Below are 26,346 nucleotides of genomic sequence, written 5' to 3' on the forward strand. Positions count from 1 at the left end.
AAAAGCCAGAACTCACCATGCATAACCGCTATTTGCATTGCCCTTTGAAGAACTTCTTGCCTCTTCCAGCATAGAAAGAAGATAGGGCTTATTTTTATCCAGTACAAGAACTCTTCGGTCCCTTTCTTTCTCTACAAATGCATAGCGACTCATTATAAACTGCTTCTGCTGATAATAGATCTTAATATTCGTTTTGACTTCCTGCTCATTCATAGAGCGATCAACCAGTTTCCTCCTAACAAGTTCATTCCATGCATCATTCACTCTTTTAGTATTTTGTGTATCCCATTTCATATTTGTCATTTGTAGATATTGCTCTTCTGTCAAAATTTGGTACAAATGTTCGCTTTGAAAAGGAATAGACTGTAGCCATTTGCTGTTGTTGTCAATGTTCTGATATTGAATGCCCGCCTCTATCAGGCTGTCCAATTGATTATTCGATAGCTTGAGGGAATCACACATGGCTATTGTATAACCAATCTCCCCGCTCCTGTCTGCTTTGATCAATCGTTTGGCTCGCATAACAAGTCTCGCTGGAGAACCTTGTTTAATCTCGTACAACATTGCCAAAGCTTCTGGCATATTTTTACTTTGCTTTTCTATAATATTAGTTATGGAGTCGATGCGGGTTTTAGAATAATAATCTTTGGGCGACTGATAAAAAGCATCACTAACGTAGAGGTTATTTTTTACAATCAGCATGTTATTCTTTAGCCCCTGAAAACTCATTAGTTTTGAATAATAATCAGACATTTCACTTTTTGCTTTTCCGCTATCAAGTCCCTTGGTATACTCCAACCTTAATAAGTTATCCCAATTGTTGCTTGTTTTTATAGCTACTGTTTTTTGATTTTTTAAAGCAATCAACTTTAAAAACTGTTCTTCACTTAGAGTGTTAGAAAGCCCGGCTGCTTCATATTCTTCTCTGTCAAAGTAAGGCTTTGTGTTTAAGCTTTGTAAATTAGTTGAAAGTGCGATTAGTTTATTTTTTTGAATATCCTCCAAATGCAGATGTTTTTCATTGGATAAGGCCAAGTCGAATATTGAGTTTTCTACCTCTGTTTTTTTTTCTAAGATGGATGATTTGATTTGTGAAAACATCTTACATGGCAATAGCAAGGCGCACACTATTGCAATAACATAGTAATTAACTTTTTTCATTTGCGTACGTATTTTATTTTAATTCGCTTCTTATTCGGCAGACTAAAACCAAACTCTTTCTCCTTCGTTTGTAATAATAAATGGACGCTCCAAACCCTTGCTATATTCCGGAACCAACAATAACAACGCATTTTTAGGAACATTTTCAAACACTAATTCCTTTGTTTGTGCGTTTGGTATTTGCGTATTGATAGGTGTCCACCGATTGTTCCAATAAAACATCGTATATTTTTTACCGGGTCTGAATATCAAATACGAGTCTTGTTGTTTTATTTGAACGATACGTCTATGCAACGTATCGGGGCTTAGCAGGTTGCTCGAATTGCTGCCTACTGCAATCGGATTGCCCGCAGGCTGTAGTTTGTTCGCTACATAATACATGGGCAAGTAAACAACACCTTTGCTCATGTTGGTAAAAACAGCTCTATTATTTGCTGTGCGACTCCACCACACAGGCCTCCATTCAAGCCCGTTAAGAACACAGGCAAATACATAAGACGGAGCAGATACTTTGCGGAAAAACAAGGGAATTTGAACATCCTGTACAGACCAATATTCTTTCGTTACATCTAAATAGTTTGCATTGCGTAAAACGCCAGGGGGAATATTCTTTTCATCGGTCAATGATGCTATGGTATTTTTTTGAGAGGAAAAAGTTGTACGTAGTACCTTGGCCGGTTCCCTGATTAGATCTTTTGACGTTAGCATCCCTGTCTCTGCGGCTATTCTTTCTTTTCCACTCTCCATCGTAACTGTTGAATAATGGCTCCCGGTCGAAGTTCCCCAAAATGGTACTATATCAACAGTAGCAGGAATGCCTTGGGAACGCAATATATATGTCCGGTAAGCCGCCATATTTTGACAGTCTCCTTCGTCATGGGTACGGAGCAAAATATTTATCGGACCCAATATGTACTGAGGATCATTCTTAAGGTTTTTACCAGGTAGCGGAGCGATATAAGATGTAATTATATTCTTGATATCAGTTAACGATTTTGTATTAATCCCTTTCTCAGTTGCTACCGCACCAACCGAAGAAAATTTGCTCTCGTATCGTCTTCTCCAATTTTGAAGTGGTTCTACACTCGTCCGATACGGTAATAGATATTCACAATAATCAGGAAAACTTAAAGATAAAGGTGATTGTTTCCACTTATCAAAACTGGTATTAACTTCATCTATAAGATAACTGGCAGTAATTGTATCTGCATCATTATACACAACGCTCTCAGGGTGCAACCCTATCACTACTTTTTTAATAGAATCCACAGCATTGAGATAGTCTATATATTTGGCATAATTGATTTCATTAATCGGTACGCGATTGCCTTTATAATCTTCCCAGTAAAAATCATTTGATGAATGGACTGCTATATTGCTTATTAGAAATTCTATCGCACTGATCTTTTGTTTATCGCCATTTTTATAAAAATACTGTAGCGCTTTTTCAAGTTCCTTTCTGTTTTTTGTTTTTTTTAAAGCCGAAAGGATGGATGGAGAATATGCTCTTTCTTGCGCATGTGTTTTTAGTGCTATGCAAACAAAGCAAGCGACCATTAATCGAAGGGACATTTTCATAATACAGGAAAGGTTGTCAATATTTTTTTAGAAATCTCAGGGCCGTTAGTTTACAACTCGGCAAACTGTCGGAAGTATAACTGCTTTACTATATTTTTGACTATTAGCTTATTGCAAGCTCCATATTTAACGGGTATATATATTGTATCAATATTAAAAACTGAGTTGCCTTTACGCGTCGATTTTCTTTCCACAGTTGTTTCCTTCTTTGCTAGTTCTGCTATTGATCGAAGCGCTTCACTTGCATGATCAAATGCGTTGCTACTAATTTTTTCTTTCAAAGCGGATTTACTCAGCCCTTCTTCTGAAATACAAAATGCATAAAAAACAAGTTTATTAGGATCAGTGATTTCAGTTAAAAGAAATAATATTTGATCCCATCTTGCATTTTTTGCAATTTGCATAGCAGTCGTTGAATCAGGAACAACCTGAGCAAATTCAATCATTTTTAAAATATTCTTTTTTGTAAACAATTTCCCATGGGTTTGACGAAGATTGCTCATTATTTCATTTAGCGGTAATGAACCTTTAGTATCTGTTAGATTTACAAGTTTCTTTCCAAGTTGCCAAAAAGATAAATTCATGTGGCTGTTCATCCGCTGATTTCCGTGATAAATATGTTCATCTATCATCTCATAAAGCGAATTTATAAAACGCTCTTGTGAGTCGGTTGGGGTAGCCTTTTTAGAACTATTACGATTAGTCAGCAGTAACTGCGAATACAAATTCAATTGTCTAATTAGATCTGTTCTGAGATGATTTCTTTCATGACTATAATATTCAGCTCTTGTGCGGGTAGTTAGCAGTGCTGTAAATGTTTTATTTTTTAAAGCTTTGAATAAATTGTTTTCGGGGGTACTGATTTTTTTCAAAGCCGCTTCCTTTATCCGTTTTTCTAGCTCTTCAACAGACAGATTTTGCTGAACAGTTTCTTTGATATGAAAAAGCTTATCTTCAATGTCATCAACATCTAAAATAAACAAGAGATGAGACCAAGAGATAAATGATATAAATTGCTCAATTTCTAAGTTTTCAAACTGAGTTGCAAATCGGACCATCTTCTGTAAATTGGAAAATGAAAAAGATTTTCCATAATGCTGCGAAAGCCATGTAGACAGATATTTTATTTGTTGGTGTGAGTCTGTCAAATTTGCAGAAAGATATTCGTCGATCTTCGAACCTACTTTCCAAAACAGGAGCATCATTTCGTAATTTGCCAGTCGCACTAAATCGACTTTTCTATCCCTCACAAAAAAGGATGTTTGATCAGAATAACTGTAATTATTTGTCATTTCGATTTTCAAATTATTAGGTTACAGATGATATTTATTTCTGCCAAGCAGATAAATATCATCTGTAACCGATAGTTTAGCTTTGACTTACTCTCAATACATAGCAGTTTTAGATACGCTCGTAGGCGGGGGATTGCGCGGCGGTCTACCGTCCGCATATAAAAACAACTTGTTAATAAGACAATTCCAGAAAACCTGAACTGACGTTCCCGCTACATTAAAATAATTAACATGATTGAAAAGCGTTAGCTTTCTTGTAGAAAGTCTTCCCCAAGAGTCTACGGCGGTACACTGCATTGGATCTGCAGTAATTGGATCGATAACCACATTTTGCACTAGTCCAGTGTGTGGATCTTTTACAATTTCCGCATGAAAGAAACACCTAATATCCGGATAAGTTCCATCGGGAGAATAATCGTGCTCCATTGAAGTTTGGTATATATCTTGTGAAACCAACTCTCCATTATTATTATTCCAAGTATCGTTAAAGTTATTGCCATAATATCCTGGGTCGTAATATTGAGCAGCAGCTTCTTGCCCATAATTTTGAGAAAAGGCGTTTGATGTATAACTTAATAAAAGAATCGTAAGTAGTAGAATATATCGAAGATGTTTCATTGTCTAAATTTTATTTGTCAGAGAAATTGATTGTCGATGAATTTTAATAAATGCTTGTCAATTTACTTTAATGAACATTTTGCTTTCTATCTTACTCTGTACAGCAACCTGTATAACATAAGTTCCCGCTGGTAAGGATTGTACATTAAATGAGTAGGTATAACTACCCGCAGGTAATAAAGATGCTGGAATTGTTTGTAGCACCCGTCCATTCAGATCCGTCAGCAATAACTGAGTTCTTTCGGCTTGATCTAGAGTGAAGGATGCCTTTACAAAAGCGCTTGCAGGATTAGGGCTTACAATGAGTTTCTGCAATGGAGAAAGAATCGTTGGTTTCTTTTCTTGTACAATCTGTTTTGATAGAGCTATATACATCGGTTGTCCAGGCTCTTTTCTAGTGAGCGAATAAAACCTTGTATCGCCTGCCAAGAATAAACTGTCTTGTACATACTTGATATTGAGTGAGCCATCATCAAAACGATAACGCTCGTTATGTTCATAGCTATACTGATCGTTTCTTGTATATTGGCTGCTGGAATCAAACAAGAAATGATTGTCCTTAAACGTCCCCTTAATATCAGCTGTTATAATTCCTGCATCACTTTTCTCTGTCCATGTACCTGTATATTCACCCTTTACATTCTTAATATTTAGTTCGAGAGCCACTATTTTTTGAATATGCTTACCGCTAAAATCTTGATAGATTGCGTAGCCAGCATACTTGCCGCTAATGTCGTTAGTTGCAGCTGCGTCAAATTGCTCATGATATTTTTTCAACGTATTTATTTGCCCCAATAGTTCCGGGTTTGCTATTTCCTTATTCTCTGGCAACGGCTCCGACACTAATTCATGAATAGCTTCTTTATAATTTTGGGCCGCTGCTTTATTCAACCAATACTTAGCAGAATCACTATTAGCTGGCATACCATAGCCATTTCTAAACATACAGCCTAAAAAGTGCTGTGCATTCGGGATATTTTTATTAGCAAGACGTCGGAAAAATAAAGCTGCGGATTCATAACTTTGAAGCAACCCCAATCCCTTAAAATAGCAGTAACCCAGCATAAATTCACACTGAGGATCATTTTGATCGCTTCCTTTTTTGTAATATTGGACTGCTTTACTGAAATCTTGCGGCACTAAACCACTTTTGTAATAGATGTTCGCCAAATGCGCATAAGCGTTGAAATAATTCAACTCCAACGCCGCATTATACCATCTAATTGCACTGTCCACATTTACAATAGCTCCCTTACCTGTTATAAAAGCGTCTCCCTGAAGAAGCCTACCATAACCGCTATTTGGGTTGAAATAATATGAACCCTGTGCCTGTGTTTGGAGATTAAGTAATAACACCGCACAGAACACTTGTACGTAAAGTAAAATACGTTTCATTCGCGTTTAATTTTTAATTAAAAAAGGTAGGTAGTATTACGTTGTGTAGGCGGTTAATGGGGCAACTCTGGAACCTATAAAGAAAAAAACAATGCCTTTTGGAAAAATAAAATCGTTTGTGAAAATGAGCCTTAGCAAATAGTCTTTGATCCTTAACAGACTGTTTACGAAGATGTGAAAAATAATTTTAACAAAAAAATATTTTCTATAAACTTGAGAATTACTGTTAATTATGTGCCATGCTATCTAAAAAATGGAGCGCATAATTTCTAATGTATGAACTGTTTTTATTCTCCACTCTTAGTGGTAAATCAATAATCTGACGTGCCATTATTTTCGCGGCAGTAGTATCTCCTTTTTGTATATACAAATTGAGCAAAGCAAACTTTGGCATTAACCTATAAGGTTGTAGGTTATAACAAAGGTTGTAGTAGTAAAAGCTGCTGTCATATTTGGTCAATCGCTGACAGCAATAACCTGCGCGTCCCCATATATTAGCCTCGCTGCTCATATTCATTGCAAGCCTGTAATGAGTCAAGGCTTCTTCAAAACGGTTAGAGGATTGACTAGCTATCGCATATTTTATTTCATACAATTCATGTCCTTTAATTAATGATGGTAGCGATCTGTAGGCTTCAAATATTTCACTTGCAGTATATGATTTTTTGCTGATTTTTTCCAATCGATATAACCCAAACGCAAATGCAACCTGGTGTACAAACAATGCTAACAAAACTGTGATCATACACCACTTGCCAACCTTTGTTATAGGGAAAGTAGTCGATCAGCAAAAAAGGGTATTGCCTGCTTGTTTCCTTTTCATGCCGTCATTCTCAGGAAGTAAACAGTATAACAAAAACAAAGCAAATACAGGAATTGCCTGAAAGCCAAAATTTGTTATTTCAATAATCAAAAATGCAATTACCGGCAACAAGGAATAATTCTTTTTGTAACGATAGTAAATAACAGATACAACAAAAACAAACCATAACAGTATGGCTATTATTCCACCTTCCACACCAAATTCAAGAAAATCATTGTAGGGCATGTTCACATAGTCATTGGAAGGATTATTATGTTGAGCAATGAAAAAATTGTATTCTTTTTCAAACATTCCTATTCCATATCCGGAAATCGGTTTTTGCAAAATGAGCTGAATACTATTCTTCCACACAGTTAACCTTCCGGAAGTAGAGGCTATCTTAAATTTGAAGGCAAGCAAAAGAGAAAACAAAATCAACACGCATCCAATTATTAAGAGCGGTTTTAAATTGTTTTGTTTCTTTATCAATGCGTTGGTTGCAGACCCTTTACGCATAAAATGCCCAATCAGAAAGAGTAGCACAGCAAGAATAGCTGTGCGGCATTGAAGCGCAACAACCGCCAGCAATATGATTGTTAAAGTGAAGTATAAGAACGATTTCTTTTTGGAAGCTGTTAACTTCTGAAGAACGGCATATATACACATGGAAAGAAACATTGCCGTTACATTAGGATTTTGCCATGTTCCCGTACAGCTGAAGAAATCATTTTTAGAAGGCAGCCATTTCATCCATTGCATCAACACAATCAAGGACTCTATGGCCGCAGTATAAGATAATACGCTGAATACCATTGGGGCAAATATTTTGTTCTCCCTGTTCATTGCAATGGCCCAAAGAAATACCAAACTGCAAATCCAGTAGTAGTGGGTCAGATTAAAATTTCGCAATACAACACCATGCAATGAAACATAAATAACAAGTCCTGAAAAAATAAATACAGGAAATGGGATTAAAATTTTGTCGCTCGCGTAGACGCTTAGTAAAAAAACTACCAGGGCAAAAATGGTAAACCCAAAATAGGACGTCAATCCTTGGTATCCAAATATGGAAGTATTGAATAGCGCGAGAATAACAGGCGCAACAATGCTAGCGATTGTGAGATTTTTTGGCATCGTAAAAACACAGGATTTAGGTGGTTTAAGGCGCCGAAAGTATCATTTATTTTTTATCCGCATTCTTCATTTTCTAATTTAGAACAGTTGGCTTCCAGCAATTATTAACACCCTCGGGCGCTTGAACCCATCTCTCGTATCTCTACAATAACACATCATTCACAATTCGTAATCAATCGTTAACCTTCACGTAAGCATTTCGTAATACACGACCTTTACTTTTACTCCTTTATTACAAATAAATACCCGGCAAAGTCCTTGTCAGACGGGACTTTCAATCAAAGTTCGAACAGCAAAGCGCCAAATACTTTTGTAATAATACATCTCTTATGAGCAACGATCGACTGAATCTTTTAAACCGATACTCTTTGGAGCCACTGAGAAAATATCCATGCATTTTCGCATACTGGATACCGTTTATTTTGAGCCTTATATATTTATCTGTGTTTACCAAAACACAAGGTTTTGTAATAATTAATCACGAGCACAACGCCTTCTTCGACGTTTTTTTCAAAGCGCTTACTTTCCTCGGTGATGGAATATTCGCAATCATCCTGGTAATGTTTTTAGTTACAATCAATAGAAAAAGACTTGCGGGCAGTTTATTAATAAGTTTTCTCGTATCTGGTTTATTATCCTGCATTTTCAAACTAATGTTCCATTCACCGAGACCACATTCTTATTTTGGCACAGAGGGCCTTATAAGAAGTGTTCCCGGTGTAGTGGTACATAATTCAAACAGCTTTCCTTCCGGCCACACCATCACCGCTTTTGCGACGCTTGCGTTGTTGGCGCTTGCCACTAAACACAAGTGGCAGACTTATGTTTTCTTTTTCATCGCATGGCTAATCGGCTATTCACGCATTTATCTCGGTCAGCATTTTCCTGCGGATGTTTGTGCAGGCGCTTTTGTGGGAACATTCACTGCCGTTGTTTGTTATAACCTTCATAATAACACAATAATGTGGCGCAGATTCAAAGTTACCTGTCGTCAATTAGTAAAGAAATCCTTCCTGGCCAACTGGCCATTGGTTGAAAGATTTGTTTAATTTTAAAAAATGACCTCTCTTACTTTACAGCCTCACAAAAAAAAATTGTCAGCAAAATGGGTGTGGGCCATTATTCTTTTTACATGGATCGTTAAAAGCATAGTTGCTTACGGAACAGAACTATCCAACGATGAAGTTTATTACGTTCAGTACGCTTTCTATCCTGACTGGAACTATTTTGATCATCCTCCTTTAGTTGGGCTTTGCATCAGGTTCTCCACTCTTGGTATGATGCTTAAGCAGGAGTGGTTCATTCGATTATCAGGGCTTATTTTTTCATTGGCAAACATGTACCTGATCTTCAAAACCACTGCGCTTTTAAAAAACAAGAACGCTGGCTATCTCGCCGCACTACTGTACAATAGTTCAATCTATGCAAATGTTATTACGGGGCTGTTGATTCTTCCTGATACACCAATGCTTTTCTTTTGGTTGCTTTCACTTTATTATGCGGTGAAAATTTTTGCTTCGGAAAAAGGTTATGCCATTCCGAAAAAGAATTTCTTTCTGTTAAGTATTAGCATCGGGCTTTGTATGCTTAGTAAAATCCATGGTCTTTTAATTTGGGGATGCCTTGGTTTTTACATTTTGTTTTTCGATAGAAGATGGCTGCGGGTTAAATTAATCTATGTATCATTTTTTCTTTCGTTGATCTTTCTTGCTCCAATCGTTGGTTGGAACATTGCGAACCATTTCATGACGTTTCAATATCATGGTGGCAGGGTTTCGGAGCATGGTTTTCATTTGCAGACAGATAGTTTTTTTAGAGAAATATTTGGTGGCTTTGCTTATCAGAACCCCATCAATTATGTGTTGTACGTGATAGCAGTGGTAGCTTGCATTCGCGGCGGCATCAGGCTCAACCAGCGAAAGAAAATTTTTCTATTATGTATGAGTCTTCCCGTTATTGCCCTGTTCCTGGGTCTTTCACTTTTCATGGATACGTTGCCGCATTGGAACGGTCCTGGCTTTTGTGCACTCATCATTTTAACCGCCATTTACCTGACAGATAAATTATTGAACAATCATTTCTTTATTCCTAAAAGTGTAATGGCTGCAAATGGTTTAGTTGTTTTTGGATTGATTGTCGCTTTCATTCTTGTACGTTTTGCACCGGTTAATCTGGGAAATAAGGATGAAAAAAAATTAGGCGAAAATGATTTTACATTGGATATGATGGGTTGGAAAAAATTTGGAAACGATTTTAAACAGTTAGCGCTACGCGACAGTTCAACGCATGTTACAAACGGCCCGGTGACTGTGATAAGCAACAAATGGTTTCCTGCATCACATCTTGATTTGTATGTGGCAAGACCAAACAATTACAACTTTCTGGCAATTGGTGAAGTGCATGAAATTCATCAGTTCTATTTCATCAATCAAACGAAGCCTGCATTGCAAAAAGGTAATGATGCCTACTATATAACAACGACCAATTTCTTCAATGATCCTTTACCAATTTATAAAGACAAATTTGAAAGCATAGATGAGCCAGTAAAAATCCCGCAATACAAAAGTGGAAAGCTGATGCGATATTTTTTGGTGTACAGATGCAGAGGAGCGAAATCAAATCTGCCGTAGAGACAAGGCATTGCCTTGTCTCTACCGAATGATCGTTTCCTTATGGAAAAATTCTACCCTCGAATCTTAGTTCTAAACGATGTACTATGGCAGACATACAATTAACCTCCGGCGCTTCTAAACATGGAAGAAAAAAACTATCTACAAAAGTTGATCTTACTCCAATGGTTGATCTTGGATTTTTACTAATCACATTTTCTATTCTTACAACAACGTGGACACAGGTGAGAGCCATGAGATTCTATACACCTGCAGATGGATCTGATATTACAGTGGCGCAGTCAAAAACGCTAACAATCATTCCTGGCTTTAACAACAAAGTGTTTTATTATCACGGCACATTGGAAGATGCGCTAAAAGGAAAAGCATTAGGATTTACATCGTACAATGAGCAGACCGGTATCGGGCAATTGATCCGCGAAAAAAAAGCTATACTGGAGAAATCAAAGAAAGGTTCTTCTAAAGATCTTGTTTTTGTAATCACTCCAACTGCAAATGCAAGTTATAAAAACATGGTGGATGCGATTGATGAAACGCTGATCAATGACGTAACGCACTATACTGTTACTGCTCAAAACAATGAGCAACTTGATGCGCTGATCAATGCTGGCAAACTGGAGAAAGGTTTTTAAGTGAAGAGCGAAATATTCACCGTTAAGACACTAAGCCTAACTAGGAGTTTTTTCACAGAGGAACGGAGGATGGCTTACTGAATGCAGCCCTATGGTACTTCAAAAACGAACTACAGTGTATTTTCTCCTTCACTCTGTGAAAAAAATCTCGTTTCCTCTGTGGTAAAAAAAGACGCTTCAGCGCCTTCTTAGTGAGCCTTAGCGTCCTTAGTACTTTAGTGGTGATTTCTTAGTTCCAAACAATCTTATATTCTTTCTCCAACGCTGCATTCAGCTGTTCTTTCATCGCAGCAGGCGCAGTAATCGTTTTGGGATCGCCGTCGCTTACGAATCTTGTTTTGTGTTTGGTTTGATTTTTTATGAATGCACCGGGACCATAATATTGATCGCCTTCCTGGATTCTTTCAATACCTAAACGGCTAAAACTTTTATTGTAAGGAGAAACATTATCTGCAGATCCTACGAGCAAAACAGATTCATGCTTGTAAGTGGTTCCTTCAAATGAACCTGTTTCTTCCAATGCACGATTTTTTGCATGTACACCTAATGGCAATGCTATGCTGTGCACTTCATAATCTGGCAAATAAGCTTTCATTTCTTTTACAAACATTGAGAGGTGTTTTTGTACATCTGCATCGCTTAATTTACCAAGAGGTTCGTGGTACCAGCTATGGCTTCCGATTTCATAACCATTCTTAACCAGCCATTCCAGTTTCTCTTTTTTATACTCAGGCTGCGCAAATAAACGAAGTGTAGGTTTGATTGCCGGCAACACGTAGAAAGTTGCCGTAAGCGGCCATCCCGGATGTTCCTTCTTAAAATCCTCCATTACACCAACGGCACATTTGGGATCGATCACAGTTTTACCGTTTTCGTTCAGCATACGAAACTGTCCCTGGCTGGAGTCGTCGAAGGTAAGTGCAAAGGGTGTTGTACCTGCCGGGATATCAATGTGGCCGGTTGCAATATCGTGTACAGATACCGGATAATAACCGCTATCGTACAGCATCTGCAGGTCCTTGCGAAAGTTTTCAGGCGTTCTTTTCCACCTGTCTTCAGAATCGCCGATGAGGTGATACTCGAGTACCATAATTCGACCTAACTCATTGGCAGGCAGCCCACAGCTTTTAAAATCTGCATTGGCCAGATTTTTCTTTGTGCTTTCTGTACTTGTTTTAGAAACTGCGACAGTTGTGTCGGACGGAGTATTGCTATTTGCCTTTGAAGATGGCTTATTTTCTTTGCATGCCAATAAAGTAAGAGGCACGAATGTGGTTAGTATGAATCTACGCACAGGTTTTTGTTTTTGATAAATATTGGACGTTACTCATCAAAGATATCTATCCGCACGAATTTTTAGAAAAAAAATAAGCGGGAATATTTAGTCTGATTATTGGGGATGCTTTTTTGATTGGGGATTTCAAGAGTGTGCTTTATTTGAAAATTTGAAAATGTGCGAATTTGAAAATTTTTTAGGCGTAACTTTTCAGTACTTAAATGAACTCTCCAAAATCCGATGAGCTACTAATAAGCTCAAACAGACACACCTAAAGCATTTTCAAATCTTCAAATTTTCAAATCTTCAATTCCGTCCTCATTTCTTCAGCATGAACAACATCTGCGCTTTTGCCACAAGGGGATTGTTTGGGTTGCAATTGATCATAAACAAATAGCAGGCGATGGCAGAAAGATATAGGTCTATCTCCATTTTACCATTTGCGAAGCAATATACTTTTCTGAAATTTTCTTTTATAGGTATGCCCAAAGCCATGCAGGCCTTTAGCGTTCTTTCGAGCGGCTCGGAATAAGAGGATTCTTCTTTGTACCCCAATTGATCCATTACTTCGTGTATAGAATATGAAAGTTCAGGAGTTTCCTCAGGAATCATTTCTTCCGAGTGCAATACTTCGTCGAGGTAGTCATAAATTTTAAGCATTAGTAGTCGTTTTTAGTTGAGCTAATTGCGTAAAAAGTTCTTTTTCCTTTTCCGAAAGATTAGTGGGTATGTGCACCACCATTTTTATATACAAATCTCCCGCCATGTCGGGATGGTTATATTCGGGCATTCCTTTACCCTTTAGCCTGAAAACCTTTCCGGTGTCTGTACCGGCGGGTACGTTCATGCTAATGGCATTTCCGGAAAGCAGCGTAACGTTTGTTTTACCGCCCAATACTGCAGTGTAGAGTTCAAGCGGAGCCTCAGTGTAAAGATCTTTTCCCTTCAGTTCGAAATTGGGCGTTGGCGTTACTTGTATGGAAATTAACAAGTCGCCATGCTCGCCGCCATTTATACCTGGATTACCTTTTCCTTTAAGTCTTATTATTTGTCCGTCGTAAAGGCCGGGTTTCAACTTCAAATTCAGTTTTGCACCATTAACCTCGATATGGCGGCCACCACCCGTGTATGCCTCCTGCAAACTTACTTGCATAGTCGCTTGTACATCCCTGCCCTTTGCCGGTCGTGTGCTTCTTTGCCGGCGCCCCCCTGATTGTCCGAAAAGCGTTTCAAAAAAACTGGAAAAATCATGCTCTCCTTCTCCGCTACCGCCAAAAAAATCATTCATGTTGCCGCTGTAGTACTGGTTGCCGCCACCATTATTTTGCCATTGGCTCCAGTCAAAATTTTCAGCATTGCCGCCATGTTGCTCATACTGTTTCCAGTTTTCTCCAAACTGGTCGTACTTCTTTCTTTTTTCGGGGTCGCCCAGCACCTCATTTGCTTCAGAAATCTCCTTGAATTTTTCTTCCGCGGCCTTGTCATTGGGATTTTTGTCAGGGTGATATTTCACGGCCAGTTTACGATAGGCTTTCTTTATCTGATCCGCTGTTGCCGTTTTTTCAACACCTAAAATTTTATAGTAATCCTTTACGTTCATGTTATAAATTTAAGAAATTAGGAACTAGGAATGAGGAATTAGAACGTGTAAACCGGGCAGATTTTAGAACTGTTGAAAGTGCTCAACCAATCAACATTTCTTCTCGGTCTTACTCGCTGTAAAACCCATTCTAATTTCTGATTCCTAACTTCTAATTCCTAATTTTCCACATCTTTGCAATCAAACTTTACATTTTAACCCGTTTGCATGAGTAATATTAGGCGTCAAAGTATCATTTCCTCCGTCTTAATTTATATGGGCTTTGCATTTGGCGCAATCAATACTTACCTGTTTGCCAAAAACAATATTTTCACAACGGATCAGTTTGGCTTAACGCGGGTTATCATTATCACCGGAAATTTATTTAACAGCTTTGCCTGCCTTGCCTTGCCTTCGGTTATTTACAAATTTGCACCTTACTATAAAGGCAATCTTAAGGGTAAAGACAACGATCTTTTGTCTGCTGCGCTAATCCTTGCATTTATAGGATTTGTGATGACAACATTGGTAGGCGTTGTTTTTGAACCGTTGGTCGTCAAAAAGTTTTCGGATAAATCCGCTTTGTTTGTTCAGTATTATTTTCTGGTTTTTCCCTATCTCTTCTTCTATCTTTTTTTCAACATATTGGAAGCTTATGCATGGAGCGTAAAAGAAACGGTTGCCTCAAATTTTTTGCGTGAAGCAGGCAATCGTATTTCTGTTACCATGCTTATCCTTTTGTTTATTGTTGGCGGTTTTAAATTTGATCTCTTCATCAAAATATTTTCCTGCCTATGGGGCGTCAGCTTTCTCGGTTTGCTCTTTTATTTAATGAAGGTTGGCAAATTGCATTTCACTTTTAAACTTAGCAGGGTCACAAGAAGATACTGGAAAAAGATGGCGCTGCTCATGGGATTTGTGTACGCTGGTTTGGTCATCCAAACTTTATCGGCCAGCCTGGATACTTTTACCATTGCGAGCTATTGGGGCATTGGGGCTGTTGCGATATATGATGTTAGTAATTACATTTCAAACATCATAAGCGTTCCGCAAAAAAGTGTGGTTGCCATCAGTACTTCCTATTTGTCAGAAGCCTGGAGAAATAAAGATCTGGCAACTATTCAACGGATTTACTCCCGGAGCAGCATCAATCTTTTATTAATATCTATCTTCCTTTTCACTCTCATCTGGCTTAACTATGACACAGTTATGAACGTTCTACCACTTAACCCGGCATATCGCGCTGGAAAAATGGTAGTCCTATTGTTTGGTTTCAAATTTATTGTGGACATGGGCACAGGCGTAAACTCCCAAATCATTGGCACTTCCACTTATTGGCGGTTTGAGTTTATTTGTGGAGTAATTCTACTGTCGCTGACGGCACCGTTGAACATTATTTTAGTGAAGCGTTACGGCATCATCGGTGCAGGATATTCTAATCTTATCGCTTACACTATTTATAACACGATCAGAATTGTTTTCCTCTGGAAAAAATTCAACCTGCAACCATTTACCATTAAGACGGTTTATGTACTTGTGATATCGCTGATTTGCTATTTCATTTGTTACCTGTTGTTTCACAATATGCATTCCTGGTTTTCTTTGTTCTTAACAAGCGGAGTGTATATTGCATTATTTGGTGCTGCTACTGTTTATTTCAATCTTTCTCCGGACGTATTGCCAGTGTGGCAAACGGTTAAGAAGAGACTGGGCATTAGGTAATGGAAATTATGCCTCTGCCCATTCACCAAGGCCCTTTCTTATTAATTCCGGAGGCTCTTGTGTACAGTCAACAATCGTAGACGGAGTAATGCCGCCAATGCCACCATCCACCACAATGTCTACAATGTTTTTAAAATTTTCATACATCAATTCCGGATCGGTGTATTCTTCCACCATTTCTCCGGGAAGAGAAGTACTTAGTATAGGGTGGCCAAGTTCTTTGATCATTGTTTGAGCGATAATATTATCCGGCACGCGAAGACCGATCGTGTCTTTTTTACTTTTTAAAATTTTTGGCACCTGTTTGCTGGCGGGTAAAATAAAGGTGTAGGGACCGGGTAAATAAGTTTTCAGCATTCTATACAAGGGCGTAGAAATGCTTTTGGTGTAATTGCTAAGGTCACTTAAGTCATAACAAATAAATGAAAGCTGGGCCTTTGCGGGCTGTATGTTCTTTATCCGGCACACCTTTTCAATGGCGTCGTGCTGAAATATGTTGCAGCCCAAACCATATATAGTATCAGTGGGATATATAATCGTACCTCCATCGTTAAGGCACTCAACAATAGTTTTAATGTTCCTGGGTTGGGGATTTTCCGGATGAAGGTGTAAAAGCATGTTACTAAATTACTTAAATTTATTTTTGCATTCCTATCCTTAAAAACTACATGCTGTTTCTAAACTTAACAATGAATTAATATTAAATTTAGGTAGTTAAAAAATTCTCGCTATGGAACTGAAACCTGTAATTAAAGTTGATAGCATTAGACCAGAAGAATTTAAGAACGAGTTTTATAATGAGATGAAGCCAATAGTGATGACACAGCTTGCAAAGCAATGGCCCGCATATGAAAAATGGAACTGGGATTATTTTAAGCAAGTGGTAGGCAATGTAGAAGTAGGAGTTTATAACAATGTAAAAAGTGACGCCTACACTCCAATCAACAAGGCGGACGATTACATGAAATTCGGCGATTATCTCGACATCGTAAAAACTGGCCCAGCAGAACTTCGCATTTTTCTTTTTAATTTATTTCAACATGCACCAGACCTGGTAAATGACTTCGGATGGCCGGAGGATCTGATGAAAGGCTTTGTAAAAAAATTCCCTATGCTTTTTGTAGGCGGTTCCGGCTCTGTTACACATATGCACTTTGACATCGACCTTTCCCATATTCTGCATACGCAATTTGCCGGCAGAAAAAGAGTACTGCTTTTCCCGTTTGAAGAACAACACAAACTTTACCGCAAACCGTGGGAGGTTTTGAGTTTTGCAAACTTTGAGAATTATTTTGACCCTAAAAAAAGCAAACTCGACCTCGACAAATTCCCGGAAGTAGCCAAAGCCCGGGGCTATGAAGTGATCCTGGAACACGGTGACACACTTTTTATGCCGGCCGGCTACTGGCACCACATGGAGTATATTGATAGCGGTTTCGCCATGAGCCTCAGAGCTTTACAATCTTCTGTGGTTGGAAAACTGAAAGGGGCCTGGAATCTTTTCGGTATGAGAAACATTGATACGCTCATGAAAAAAACTGCTCCTGAGTGGTGGTATAATTACAAAAAAGAAAAAACTTTCGAATTTGCAAATGCTTCATAACGAACAGGTATGTGCGGTTTTTGGGCCCTACCTGACCAAATTGTGCAATTCGTGTTAAAAAAAGAACATTTTTTTACTGCAAAAAATCTTGCATATTATTTAAACAGTCTTTAATTTTAAAGCCTAGCAACTTATAGCTGAGTCGTTCCGTGTGATGCTAACCAGTTCTATCCAATCTCCATTTCGGAACACCCTCCAAGTCCCAGTGCAAATACTACCAATTTTCCGTAACAGATAATGCCCTGTCCGAGATTTCAATATTCGAATCCATTCCTGTATTTACCGTAATACATTTGATCTGACCTTTTCCCCGAATAACCCGACTCCTTCGTAAACTATCCAAATTATTATTGGTAAAGGCTTCGGTTATTCCCAAAATATTATTATTGATAAACCAGATACACTCACCTCTTTCTTTTTGTGGTTTCAGAGGTAAGCACAGGCCGGCGATTTCAATCGCTGGCTATTTTTTTGGACGTAAGTCGCCGGATGCAAGTAGCCAGTTGGTTTAAAACAAAAAGAGCGCAAGTAAAACTTACGCTCTTCGCTATTAATTTCTAATTTCTGATTCCTAATTTCTAATTTCTAGTTGATCGTCCAAACCTCATTTCCTCTCAGCAACTTATCCAAATCTCCTTTGCCTTTTGTAGCAATCACTTCTTCGATTTGGAGGTTCAATACATCTTCATAACAAGCTCTGTCATTTTCGTAGAAAACACCGAACGGACGTGGCAAATGGCCCTCAATACGAGGGTCATCAAACATGCGAACTAATATTTGAGCTTTGTAAAAATCTTTTTCGTCGTGGATCCAAAGATCATCGGCGCTTACGCCATTGCCCAGTTCTACTACAACAGGCTTAAAGCCATCCAGCTTAATTCCTTTGTTTTGCTCAGCACCAAAAACCAATGGCTTGCCGTGCTGAAGGAAAATCGCTTCAGTTGGTTTGCTTGCTTTTTCAGTGAAAATTTCAAATGCGCCATCATTGAAGATGTTACAGTTTTGATAGATCTCCAGGAAAGATGCGCCTCTGTGCGCATGACTGCGAACCAACATTTCCTGCAAATGTTTAGGATCACGGTCCATACTGCGTGCAACAAATGAAGCATCCGCGCCCATTGCAAGCGCCAGAGGATTGAACGGATGATCGATACTTCCGTATGGAGTACTCTTAGTTACTTTGCTTTCTTCTGATGTTGGAGAGTATTGACCTTTTGTCAAACCATAAATTTGGTTGTTGAACAAAAGAATATTTACATCAAAATTTCTACGGAGCAAGTGAATGGTGTGGTTTCCGCCAATGCTAAGGCTGTCACCATCACCCGTAACGATCCAAACACTCAGTTCTGGTCTTGTTGCTTTCAATCCAGATGCAATGGCTGTCGCACGACCGTGGATCGAGTGCATACCATAAGTGTTCATGTAGTACGGAAAACGGCTGCTACAACCTATTCCGGATATGATTACAATATTTTCCCTTGGAATTCCCAAACCCGGCATCACCTTTTGAACCTGCGCCAAAATGGAATAATCTCCACAACCCGGGCACCACCTTACTTCCTGATCAGTCGCAAAATCTTTTGCTGTGAGTAGGGGTTTAGGATCTATTTCAATAGTAGACATGAGTATATAATATTTAGAAGGCTAACGATTTTTGCAAATTTCCTCAATAATTTTCAATTACCGTTCATAAGATTTTAAACTTTTGTCATGGTTTTGTCAGGCGAATGCATTTATTTTATCACCCTAAAGTTTAAACAACGTCATTTATGAAGATATCTAAGAAAGTTTTGGTAATCGCTGCAATGGTTGCCACAGTAGGAATCAACATCGCTGCAACATCTCCCAACGAAGAAAAAAAGAATAATTTGAAAGTACTTCCAAAAGACATCAGCCATGATGATTTGGAAAAGGTTATGCGCGGTTTTAACAATGCATTAGGAGTTAGATGTAATTTCTGCCATGCACCATCTGCCGCTGATCCTAAAAAGATGGATTTCGCAAGTGACGCCAAACCAGAAAAAGAACAGGCCCGCGATATGATGAGAATGACTTTGAAGATCAACAAAAAATTCTTTGAAGGCAAAAGTAATTCCCTGTTGGATACGGCAAATGCGATCAGTTGCAAAACTTGTCACCATGGCAACCCGCATCCAAAAGAAACTTTAGGCGCACCTGCAATGCCTCCTCCACCGCCACCTGCTCCGGCACAAGCCCCTACAGGTAAATAGTCGCAAATGGAGAAATCGTGAAACGTGAATTAGAGAACACTAGATTAAATTTCAAAATAGCTAATCGGGAATCATAAATATGGTTCCCGATTTTTTTTTGCTTAATCTATATCAACCTCAATTATTTAGAGACGTACAGCGCCCCGGCTAATTTCCTACCATTCACGTCTTAAAAACAATGTTTGAAATATTTTTAAATTGCTAAATATATTAGTAAATTTATACTAAATATTTTACCATGAAATCAATTACTGCAATGAGGATTGTTTCATTAATTCCCAGTTATCCATTGAACGAATATTTGCTGGTATTGAATCCGCATGAAGAATTAAGAAACAAGATCAAAAAAGTAAAACAGGAATTTTATAACTCATACCAGGCCCAGACTGCGCTCGGAGGCAAGCCACATATAACGCTGGCGAAATTTACACAAAGAAGCATGGTGGAAGAAAGGATTATCAGCAGGATCAAGCCGGTTGCAATGGGTTATCATCCCATTAAAGTAGAGCTGAAAGATTATGCATCATTTCCTTCGCACACCATTTTTATCAACGTCACCACTAAGATGCCGATAAAAAACCTGGTGAAGGAAATTAAAACAGCTTCGCAATTATTGATGAAGCTTGATAAGGATAACAAACCGCATTTTATCGACGAGCCTCATGTAACAATTGCAAGAAAACTACAACCATGGCAGTTTGAGAAAGGATGGCTCGAGTATTCACACAGAGAGTTTACAGGACGTTTTATTGCAGACAGTATGCTGCTTTTGAAGAGACCGGTTGGCGAAAAAGCTTACCAGATCTTGCATCGTTTCGAGTTTCAAAATCTTCCGGTGAATACAAGACAAGGAATGCTGTTCGAATAAAAACAAATTAGAAGGAGAGAAAAACAGTGAACATGAATAGTGATAACATGGATCCCGATTATGTGGATCCCAATGAAAATGTAAATACTTACCACAAAGGACGAGGCGCTCAATACAACACAAAAAATAAGTTTCAAAAAGACGAACGCGTTCGCGAGCATGTAGAAGGAATTGATGATTGGACAGAAGAAAACGTAGCTACTCAATACATCTTTACAGAAGCAAAATCAATTGTAAATAAGGTTGACAGTCCGGATGTAGGCATGTTTTACAGCATGAATCCTTACCAGGGTTGCGAACATGGATGCATTTACTGCTATGCCCGAAACTCATTTGAATACTGGGGTTACAGTGCGGGACTCGATTTTGAAAGCAAGATCATCGTTAAAAAAAATGCACCAGAACTGCTTCGAAAATTTTTAATGAATCCCAAATGGGAATGCGTGCCTATCAGCATAAGCGGCAACACCGATTGTTATCAACCCGCTGAAAAAAAGTTTGGTATCACACGCCAATTACTCGAAGTCTGCAATGAGTTCAATCAGCCAGTTGGCATGATTACCAAGAACGCCGGAATGCTACGCGACAAGGACCTGCTGCAGGAAATGGCGAGGAAAAAATTAGTTTCCATTCTCGTTTCCATCACATCATTTGATGAGGATCTGCGCCGTGCAATGGAACCAAGAACAACAACAGGCAAGCAAAGAATAAGAGTGATAAAAGAGTTAAGTGATCTTGGTGTAAGAGCCGGAGTAATGCTGGGACCTATGATACCCGGATTGAATGAGCACGAAATGCAACGCATTATGAAAGCGGCGGCAGAAAATGGCGCAACATTTTCTGCTTACACTTTTATAAGATTGAATGGAGCGATTAAGTTTTTATTTCATGACTGGTTATACAAAAACTTCCCCGACCGCGCAGATAAAGTGTGGCACATGATTGAGCAAAGCCATGATGGACAAGTGAACGACAGCCGCTTTGGAGTGCGTATGCGCGGTGAAGGCCACATCGCCGCAATGGTAAATATGCAATACAAAAAATATGGAAAACTCTACGGCCTGAATGCCGAACGCTGGGAACTCGACACCACACAATTCCGAAGACCCGGAGAACAGATGAGATTGTTTTGATTGACGCTCAGGATTTCACGCGGCGAACGCAACGGAGCGGCGATGCTGCGGGATGTTTTATTGCAATATTTATTATTATTAAACTGCACCACTACCGCTGAGTAAAAAACAGAGCGTCTGTAACAACCAAATACTTTTGAATTCGTTGTGTCGCTGCTCCGTTGTGTTCGCTGCGTGAAATAAACTTTGCGCCTTTGCGTGAAACAAAACTGCGGCACTAGTTAGCTGCATGCATGCCTAGAACTTCTTTCATGAAGCTCTCTGTTTCCCTCTTCACTCCTTCTACATCGCCGGATTTTATGTAGGAACCTATCACGTGGTTACCGGTGTTGGGCATTGCTTTTTCTCTTTTGAGGTTCGCAGAAGTTCCCAATTCATCAAACATCTTTCTCATAGCGGAAACTTTTACGACAGGGTCCTGATGTTCTTCATCTTTGTAATAGTACAAGAGTAGCACTGGTTGTTTTACTTTTTCGAAAGTTTCTTTAGTCATTGTTGTTTCAAGCATTTCTTGCAATGCTACAGCAGCTTCCAGTCTGTATTTGTAATCCCAATATTGTTTATATACAGGTCTGGTATCGTCAGAAACTTTGTAATCACTGCCCATTACTTTCCTTGCAACTTGCAAACCCCAATGATTGTTTAGAATCCACGCATTCGGATCGTTGATGGCAATGTTTGGTGAATACAGGATCAGCCCAGCAATTTGATCAGGAAACGTTGCCGCCAATTGCAGCGCTTGTGTACCACCGGTAGAGGTTCCCATGAGGATAACTTTTTTACCAATCTTCTTACCAATTTCCAGTGCTTCTTTCGCACTTTCCCAATATTCATCGGCAGTAAGATTGATCATGGCGTCACTTGTGTCAATACCATGTTCTGCCAAACGCGAGAGATACAAGTTGCAACCGAATTTTTTCGCAATGTCAGTGTGCGTTGGAGCGCCTTCAGCTTGTGAAGCGGAAAATCCGTGAAGGTAAATGATGGAATATTCCGTTACATTTTTCAGCGAGTCGTTAGCCCAGATGATCCTTGCTTCATTATCGGGCTTCACTTTATGTCCGGCTTCATGGCTAGCTATATAATTTTTTAAACTGTCTCCGCCTGAAGGCACAACGGGTAGATTATTACTATAAAGCGGTTTGGATGGCGCGGGCCCCAAAACGTATACTATTGCCAATACAAGGAGAATTAAACCCGGTACGAGCATCCATTTTTTCATAAAAGCTAAATTAAGGTGTGTGGCTTAAGGTAAAGGGTTTAGGCGCCTTACACCTTATACCCTATTCTTTCTCAAGATGAACTTATTAAAATTCAACGGCTTATCATAACAAATTAAAAATTTTCATTGAAAGATTATATGGCACAGTTTGTGGCACTTGTTAAAAATCCGATACGGCTACTTTATGTTATTCTTAAACACTATACTTTCTTTGGTTAGCCCATATAATCCTTGTACCTTTGCGCCTTGTTTAAATTTCGGGTATTTATACCCTGTTAAACTGAACTAAAGTCTCTTTAGTAACTTAAATAAGAATATGGAAATCAGAAATATAGCAATTATTGCTCACGTTGACCACGGTAAAACGACCCTGGTAGATAAAATTTTACACACCACGCACGTTTTCCGTGAAAACCAGGAAACAGGTGATTTGATAATGGATAGCAATGACCTGGAAAGGGAACGTGGTATCACTATCTTCAGTAAAAATGCGGCTGTAACATATAAAGGCGTTAAAATTAACGTAATCGATACTCCAGGTCACGCCGACTTTGGCGGTGAGGTAGAACGTGTGTTGAAAATGGCGGATGGTGTAATCCTCCTGGTGGATGCTTACGAAGGCCCAATGCCTCAAACACGTTTCGTGTTGCAAAAAGCATTACAACTGAACCTAAAACCAATCGTAGTTATCAATAAAGTAGATAAACCTAACTGTCGCCCTGATGAGGTGCATGATGCGGTTTTCGAACTTTTCTTTAACCTTGATGCTACAGAGGAACAATTGAACTTCCCTACTTACTACGGTAGTGGTAAAAATGGCTGGTTCAACGACTCATTAACTCAAATTGACAATATCGATCCTTTGCTGGATGGTATTTTAAAATATGTACCTGCGCCTAAAGTAGAAGAAGGTACACTGCAATTGCAAATCACTTCTCTTGATTATTCTTCCTTCCTTGGTCGTATCGCTGTAGGTAAAGTTACCCGCGGTTCTATCAAAGAAAACCAACCAATTGCGCTTGTACAAGCTGATGGCAGCATCAAAAAATCAAGAGTAAGAGAATTGTATGTTTTCGAAGGAATGGGCAAGAAAAAAACTACGGAAGTATTGTCTGGTGATCTTTGCGCAGTAGTTGGTTTGGAAGACTTCAACATCGGTGATACCATCGCTGATTTTGAAAATCCTGAAGCGCTACCTGTTATCAGCGTTGACGAACCAACAATGAACATGACGTTCAGCATTAACAACTCTCCTTTCTTTGGTAAAGACGGCAAATTCGTTACATCTCGTCACTTGCGTGATCGTTTGATGAAAGAAACTGAAAAGAACCTTGCTTTGAGAGTAATGGATACAGATAGTGGTGATAGCTTCCTTGTTTACGGTCGTGGTATCCTTCACTTAGGTGTATTGATCGAAACAATGCGTCGTGAAGGCTACGAGTTGACTGTAGGTCAACCTCAGGTAATCGTAAAAAACATTGATGGCAAGAAATCTGAACCATACGAAACATTGGTAGTAGACGTTCCACAAGAATTTGCTTCTAAAGTTATCGATCTTGTTACACGCCGTAAAGGTGAAATGTTGATTATGGAAACTAAAGGTGAAATGCAACACCTTGAATTCGATATTCCTTCACGTGGTTTGATCGGTTTGCGTACACAAATGCTGACTGCAACTACGGGTGAAGCTGTAATGGCGCACCGCTTTAGCGAATACAAACCATGGAAAGGACCAATTCCTGGCCGTAACAATGGTGTATTGATCTCTAAAGATGCAGGTACAACAACAGGTTACTCTTTGGATAAACTACAAGACAGAGGTTTCTTCTTCGTAGATCCAGGTGAGGAAGTGTACAAAGGCATGATCGTTGGTGAAAACAACAAACCTGGTGATCTTGTGATCAACAGTAATGAAGGTAAAAAACTTACCAACATGCGTGCAAGCGGTAGTGATGCTGCAACCAACATCGCTCCTAAACGCCTTATGACTTTGGAAGAGTGCATGGAATACATCCAGTTCGATGAGTGTATCGAGGTTACTCCAAACTTCATCCGTATGCGTAAAGCTATTTTGGACGAAGAAGAAAGAAAGAAACAACAAAAATCTATGAAGGTAGAAGCTTAGTAGGTTTTGAGTTATAAATTTTGAAAGGGAATCGCGAAAGTGGTTCCCTTTTTTAATGGCGCAAAACAGGAACGCAGATTTTCATAATTGTCATGATTTGTTAAGATTTCTCATCTGTCATGATGAGCACGATTTCAAGAAAATGTTGTTTTTAATGATGGCCAGGTAATGACTCAGTCAGGTACAATGAATAAGTTCTTTTTGATGTCATTGTTGCTAATATCTTCAGCCGTATTCACATGGAATGCATTCTATCAAGGCGTAAATATTATGCCCTGGATGTTAGTTTCTGTAATACTTGGTTTCATAGCTGCACTTGTTCTGACTTTCAAACCTGTATGGGGCAGTTTCCTTGCACCAGTTTATGCATTGTTGGAAGGGGTATTTTTAGGAAGCGTGTCAGCTATTTACAATAATGCGTTTGCTAAAGTTGCTCCTGGCATTGTAACACAAGCCGTTGGTTTAACTTTTGGTGTAGTGATCGCAATGTTTGCACTGTATAAATTCAATGTTATTAGGGTTACGGAGAAACTCAAGTCTATAATTTTTATGGCAACTGCAGGTATTGCCGTTTTCTACTTGATAGCAATGATTCTACGCTTCTTCAATATTGATATTATGATGGTAAGCGATGCAAACAGAGGTAGCATGTTCGGCATCGGAATCTCATTATTTGTAGTTGGAATTGCCGCGTTGAATCTGTTGTTGGATTTCGATAGAATCGATAGCCTTGCTAAACAGGGCGCACCAAAGTACATGGAGTGGTACGGTGCGTTTGGATTGATGGTTACAATCGTTTGGTTGTACCTTGAAATACTGCGCTTGCTGTCAAGATTTGCGAGCAATAAAAATTAAAAAATCAAAAGGTAAAAGTCAAAAAGAGAACTCAACAATCAAGGCTTGTTTTTGAATTTTGACTTTTAAATTTTTACTTAATAAAAAAGGAGTTGATCAATATTCAACTCCTTTTTTATTATTGAGCACTAGCTTTTTTTGCTGCTGCTTTTTTGGCTTGTGAAGGTCTAGCAATTCTGCTTTTGCCAAATGATCCTTTGAAGATCTTACCTTTTTTGGTTTTTTTATCACCTCTACCCATGATCTAAATTTTTTTAGTTTTAACTGAACTGCAAAAATGCACAAAAAATATCGTTTTTCCTGCATTGAACGGATACATTTTAGGAATTGGCACGCAGATGACACAGATTAGACTGATGTACGCTGATCTTTGATGAACAACTGAACCAAATACAATACTCTCAGAAACTTATGTAATTCAATTTATCAGGCCTGTGCGGATTTCTGTCAAAACATCAACTAGCTGGTCGTGCTCTATGAGAGTTACATA

General features: G+C 38.8%; 24 protein-coding genes. 10 read left to right on the forward strand and 14 right to left on the reverse strand.

Going from position 1 to position 26,346, the window contains the following annotated elements; translation table 11 throughout:
* Nucleotides 1-12: 12 nt before the first annotated feature.
* The 7 genes from QJ048_RS22260 to QJ048_RS22290 form a co-directional block, all read right to left on the reverse strand.
* Nucleotides 13-1,161 (reverse strand): hypothetical protein, encoded by a 1,149-nt coding sequence (locus tag QJ048_RS22260; protein ID WP_282336646.1) that lies wholly within the window; start codon nt 1,159-1,161, stop codon nt 13-15.
* 42 nt (nt 1,162-1,203) lie between these two features.
* The gene (locus tag QJ048_RS22265; RefSeq protein ID WP_282336647.1) at nt 1,204-2,739 is read right to left on the reverse strand and encodes a hypothetical protein; all 1,536 of its coding nucleotides are present in this window, start codon (nt 2,737-2,739) and stop codon (nt 1,204-1,206) included.
* Between the two features lie 50 nt (nt 2,740-2,789).
* Nucleotides 2,790-4,043, reverse strand: coding sequence for a DUF1016 N-terminal domain-containing protein (locus tag QJ048_RS22270; RefSeq protein WP_282336648.1), 1,254 nt, complete (start codon nt 4,041-4,043; stop codon nt 2,790-2,792).
* An 81-nt stretch (nt 4,044-4,124) separates the two neighbouring features.
* A complete protein-coding gene (locus tag QJ048_RS22275) occupies nt 4,125-4,649 on the reverse strand; it encodes a hypothetical protein (protein WP_282336649.1) in 525 nt (174 codons plus the stop codon).
* 57 nt (nt 4,650-4,706) lie between these two features.
* Nucleotides 4,707-6,044, reverse strand: a complete 1,338-nt coding sequence (locus QJ048_RS22280; protein WP_282336650.1) for a T9SS type A sorting domain-containing protein — start codon at nt 6,042-6,044, stop codon at nt 4,707-4,709.
* 226 nt (nt 6,045-6,270) lie between these two features.
* Nucleotides 6,271-6,789 (reverse strand): hypothetical protein, encoded by a 519-nt coding sequence (locus tag QJ048_RS22285; protein WP_282336651.1) that lies wholly within the window; start codon nt 6,787-6,789, stop codon nt 6,271-6,273.
* A gap of 39 nt (nt 6,790-6,828) precedes the next feature.
* Nucleotides 6,829-7,980 (reverse strand): O-antigen ligase family protein, encoded by a 1,152-nt coding sequence (locus QJ048_RS22290; RefSeq protein ID WP_282336652.1) that lies wholly within the window; start codon nt 7,978-7,980, stop codon nt 6,829-6,831.
* A 329-nt stretch (nt 7,981-8,309) separates the two neighbouring features.
* On the opposite strand from QJ048_RS22290, the gene QJ048_RS22295 reads away from it, so the two are divergent.
* The 3 genes from QJ048_RS22295 to QJ048_RS22305 all read left to right on the forward strand — a co-directional run bounded on the left by QJ048_RS22295 (nt 8,310) and on the right by QJ048_RS22305 (nt 11,242).
* Nucleotides 8,310-9,029 (forward strand): phosphatase PAP2 family protein, encoded by a 720-nt coding sequence (locus QJ048_RS22295; RefSeq protein WP_282336653.1) that lies wholly within the window; start codon nt 8,310-8,312, stop codon nt 9,027-9,029.
* A 9-nt stretch (nt 9,030-9,038) separates the two neighbouring features.
* A complete protein-coding gene (locus QJ048_RS22300; protein WP_282336654.1) occupies nt 9,039-10,610 on the forward strand; it encodes an ArnT family glycosyltransferase in 1,572 nt (523 codons plus the stop codon).
* Nucleotides 10,611-10,696: 86 nt separating this feature from the next.
* Entirely contained in the window at nt 10,697-11,242 is a 546-nt protein-coding gene (locus QJ048_RS22305; protein WP_282336655.1) for an ExbD/TolR family protein, read from the forward strand.
* Nucleotides 11,243-11,471: 229 nt separating this feature from the next.
* On the opposite strand, the gene QJ048_RS22310 is transcribed toward QJ048_RS22305, so the two are convergent.
* From QJ048_RS22310 to QJ048_RS22320, 3 genes are all read right to left on the reverse strand, one after another.
* Entirely contained in the window at nt 11,472-12,536 is a 1,065-nt protein-coding gene (locus QJ048_RS22310) for a polysaccharide deacetylase family protein (protein ID WP_282336656.1), read from the reverse strand.
* 300 nt (nt 12,537-12,836) lie between these two features.
* Nucleotides 12,837-13,178, reverse strand: a complete 342-nt coding sequence (locus QJ048_RS22315; protein ID WP_282336657.1) for a hypothetical protein — start codon at nt 13,176-13,178, stop codon at nt 12,837-12,839.
* Nucleotides 13,171-14,118: a DnaJ C-terminal domain-containing protein gene (locus tag QJ048_RS22320; protein ID WP_282336658.1), complete on the reverse strand. Its 948-nt coding sequence runs from the start codon at nt 14,116-14,118 to the stop codon at nt 13,171-13,173. Before QJ048_RS22320 ends, QJ048_RS22315 begins: the two co-directional genes overlap by 8 nt.
* A 207-nt stretch (nt 14,119-14,325) precedes the next feature.
* On the opposite strand from QJ048_RS22320, the gene QJ048_RS22325 reads away from it, so the two are divergent.
* Nucleotides 14,326-15,819: a lipopolysaccharide biosynthesis protein gene (locus tag QJ048_RS22325; RefSeq protein WP_282336659.1), complete on the forward strand. Its 1,494-nt coding sequence runs from the start codon at nt 14,326-14,328 to the stop codon at nt 15,817-15,819.
* Between the two features lie 6 nt (nt 15,820-15,825).
* Here QJ048_RS22325 and QJ048_RS22330 read toward each other — a convergent pair whose 3' ends face one another.
* The gene (locus tag QJ048_RS22330; protein WP_282336660.1) at nt 15,826-16,437 is read right to left on the reverse strand and encodes an L-threonylcarbamoyladenylate synthase; all 612 of its coding nucleotides are present in this window, start codon (nt 16,435-16,437) and stop codon (nt 15,826-15,828) included.
* A gap of 112 nt (nt 16,438-16,549) precedes the next feature.
* Here QJ048_RS22330 and QJ048_RS22335 point away from each other — a divergent pair, with 112 nt between their 5' ends.
* Complete coding sequence (locus QJ048_RS22335; protein ID WP_282336661.1) at nt 16,550-17,422, forward strand: cupin-like domain-containing protein; 873 nt, start codon at nt 16,550-16,552, stop codon at nt 17,420-17,422.
* Between the two features lie 585 nt (nt 17,423-18,007).
* On the opposite strand, the gene QJ048_RS22340 is transcribed toward QJ048_RS22335, so the two are convergent.
* Nucleotides 18,008-19,045, reverse strand: a complete 1,038-nt coding sequence (locus QJ048_RS22340; RefSeq protein ID WP_282336662.1) for a 2-oxoacid:ferredoxin oxidoreductase subunit beta — start codon at nt 19,043-19,045, stop codon at nt 18,008-18,010.
* Between the two features lie 146 nt (nt 19,046-19,191).
* Here QJ048_RS22340 and QJ048_RS22345 point away from each other — a divergent pair, with 146 nt between their 5' ends.
* From QJ048_RS22345 to QJ048_RS22355, 3 genes are all read left to right on the forward strand, one after another.
* Complete coding sequence (locus QJ048_RS22345; RefSeq protein ID WP_282336663.1) at nt 19,192-19,653, forward strand: c-type cytochrome; 462 nt, start codon at nt 19,192-19,194, stop codon at nt 19,651-19,653.
* Between the two features lie 238 nt (nt 19,654-19,891).
* A complete protein-coding gene (locus tag QJ048_RS22350) occupies nt 19,892-20,521 on the forward strand; it encodes a 2'-5' RNA ligase family protein (RefSeq protein ID WP_282336664.1) in 630 nt (209 codons plus the stop codon).
* Between the two features lie 32 nt (nt 20,522-20,553).
* Nucleotides 20,554-21,654 carry a PA0069 family radical SAM protein gene (locus tag QJ048_RS22355; protein WP_282336665.1) on the forward strand — a complete coding sequence of 367 codons (1,101 nt, stop codon included), beginning with the start codon at nt 20,554-20,556 and terminating at the stop codon, nt 21,652-21,654.
* A 217-nt stretch (nt 21,655-21,871) separates the two neighbouring features.
* On the opposite strand, the gene QJ048_RS22360 is transcribed toward QJ048_RS22355, so the two are convergent.
* Nucleotides 21,872-22,876, reverse strand: a complete 1,005-nt coding sequence (locus QJ048_RS22360) for an alpha/beta hydrolase (protein WP_282336666.1) — start codon at nt 22,874-22,876, stop codon at nt 21,872-21,874.
* Nucleotides 22,877-23,192: 316 nt separating this feature from the next.
* Between QJ048_RS22360 and typA the strand changes: the two genes are divergently transcribed.
* Together typA and QJ048_RS22370 are read left to right on the forward strand one after the other, a co-directional pair.
* On the forward strand, nt 23,193-25,001 hold the full coding sequence (gene typA / locus QJ048_RS22365; RefSeq protein ID WP_282336667.1) for a translational GTPase TypA: 1,809 nt from the start codon (nt 23,193-23,195) through the stop codon (nt 24,999-25,001).
* Between the two features lie 168 nt (nt 25,002-25,169).
* Complete coding sequence (locus tag QJ048_RS22370; protein WP_282336668.1) at nt 25,170-25,856, forward strand: Bax inhibitor-1/YccA family protein; 687 nt, start codon at nt 25,170-25,172, stop codon at nt 25,854-25,856.
* 118 nt (nt 25,857-25,974) lie between these two features.
* Here the strand turns inward: QJ048_RS22370 and QJ048_RS22375 are convergent, their stop codons facing one another.
* On the reverse strand, nt 25,975-26,097 hold the full coding sequence (locus QJ048_RS22375; protein ID WP_282336669.1) for a 30S ribosomal protein THX: 123 nt from the start codon (nt 26,095-26,097) through the stop codon (nt 25,975-25,977).
* Nucleotides 26,098-26,346 lie beyond the last annotated feature (249 nt).

The sequence above is a fragment of the Pinibacter soli genome (assembly GCF_029961145.1).
Lineage (GTDB): Bacteria > Bacteroidota > Bacteroidia > Chitinophagales > Chitinophagaceae > Pinibacter > Pinibacter soli.

Bases quoted from the DNA above. Each gene is read 5' to 3' on its own strand.
- QJ048_RS22290 (WP_282336652.1), bottom strand. From the start codon at position 7,980: ATGCCAAAAAATCTCACAATCGCTAGCATTGTTGCGCCTGTTATTCTC.
- typA (WP_282336667.1), top strand. From the start codon at position 23,193: ATGGAAATCAGAAATATAGCAATTATTGCTCACGTTGACCACGGTAAA.
- QJ048_RS22355 (WP_282336665.1), top strand. From the start codon at position 20,554: ATGAATAGTGATAACATGGATCCCGATTATGTGGATCCCAATGAAAAT.
- QJ048_RS22375 (WP_282336669.1), bottom strand. From the start codon at position 26,097: ATGGGTAGAGGTGATAAAAAAACCAAAAAAGGTAAGATCTTCAAAGGA.
- QJ048_RS22360 (WP_282336666.1), bottom strand. From the start codon at position 22,876: ATGAAAAAATGGATGCTCGTACCGGGTTTAATTCTCCTTGTATTGGCA.
- QJ048_RS22340 (WP_282336662.1), bottom strand. From the start codon at position 19,045: ATGTCTACTATTGAAATAGATCCTAAACCCCTACTCACAGCAAAAGAT.
- QJ048_RS22335 (WP_282336661.1), top strand. From the start codon at position 16,550: ATGGAACTGAAACCTGTAATTAAAGTTGATAGCATTAGACCAGAAGAA.
- QJ048_RS22260 (WP_282336646.1), bottom strand. From the start codon at position 1,161: ATGAAAAAAGTTAATTACTATGTTATTGCAATAGTGTGCGCCTTGCTA.
- QJ048_RS22315 (WP_282336657.1), bottom strand. From the start codon at position 13,178: ATGCTTAAAATTTATGACTACCTCGACGAAGTATTGCACTCGGAAGAA.
- QJ048_RS22330 (WP_282336660.1), bottom strand. From the start codon at position 16,437: ATGCTTTTACACCTTCATCCGGAAAATCCCCAACCCAGGAACATTAAA.
- QJ048_RS22345 (WP_282336663.1), top strand. From the start codon at position 19,192: ATGAAGATATCTAAGAAAGTTTTGGTAATCGCTGCAATGGTTGCCACA.
- QJ048_RS22370 (WP_282336668.1), top strand. From the start codon at position 25,170: ATGACTCAGTCAGGTACAATGAATAAGTTCTTTTTGATGTCATTGTTG.
- QJ048_RS22275 (WP_282336649.1), bottom strand. From the start codon at position 4,649: ATGAAACATCTTCGATATATTCTACTACTTACGATTCTTTTATTAAGT.
- QJ048_RS22325 (WP_282336659.1), top strand. From the start codon at position 14,326: ATGAGTAATATTAGGCGTCAAAGTATCATTTCCTCCGTCTTAATTTAT.
- QJ048_RS22280 (WP_282336650.1), bottom strand. From the start codon at position 6,044: ATGAAACGTATTTTACTTTACGTACAAGTGTTCTGTGCGGTGTTATTA.
- QJ048_RS22265 (WP_282336647.1), bottom strand. From the start codon at position 2,739: ATGAAAATGTCCCTTCGATTAATGGTCGCTTGCTTTGTTTGCATAGCA.
- QJ048_RS22300 (WP_282336654.1), top strand. From the start codon at position 9,039: ATGACCTCTCTTACTTTACAGCCTCACAAAAAAAAATTGTCAGCAAAA.
- QJ048_RS22320 (WP_282336658.1), bottom strand. From the start codon at position 14,118: ATGAACGTAAAGGATTACTATAAAATTTTAGGTGTTGAAAAAACGGCA.
- QJ048_RS22305 (WP_282336655.1), top strand. From the start codon at position 10,697: ATGGCAGACATACAATTAACCTCCGGCGCTTCTAAACATGGAAGAAAA.
- QJ048_RS22295 (WP_282336653.1), top strand. From the start codon at position 8,310: ATGAGCAACGATCGACTGAATCTTTTAAACCGATACTCTTTGGAGCCA.
- QJ048_RS22285 (WP_282336651.1), bottom strand. From the start codon at position 6,789: ATGATCACAGTTTTGTTAGCATTGTTTGTACACCAGGTTGCATTTGCG.
- QJ048_RS22350 (WP_282336664.1), top strand. From the start codon at position 19,892: ATGAAATCAATTACTGCAATGAGGATTGTTTCATTAATTCCCAGTTAT.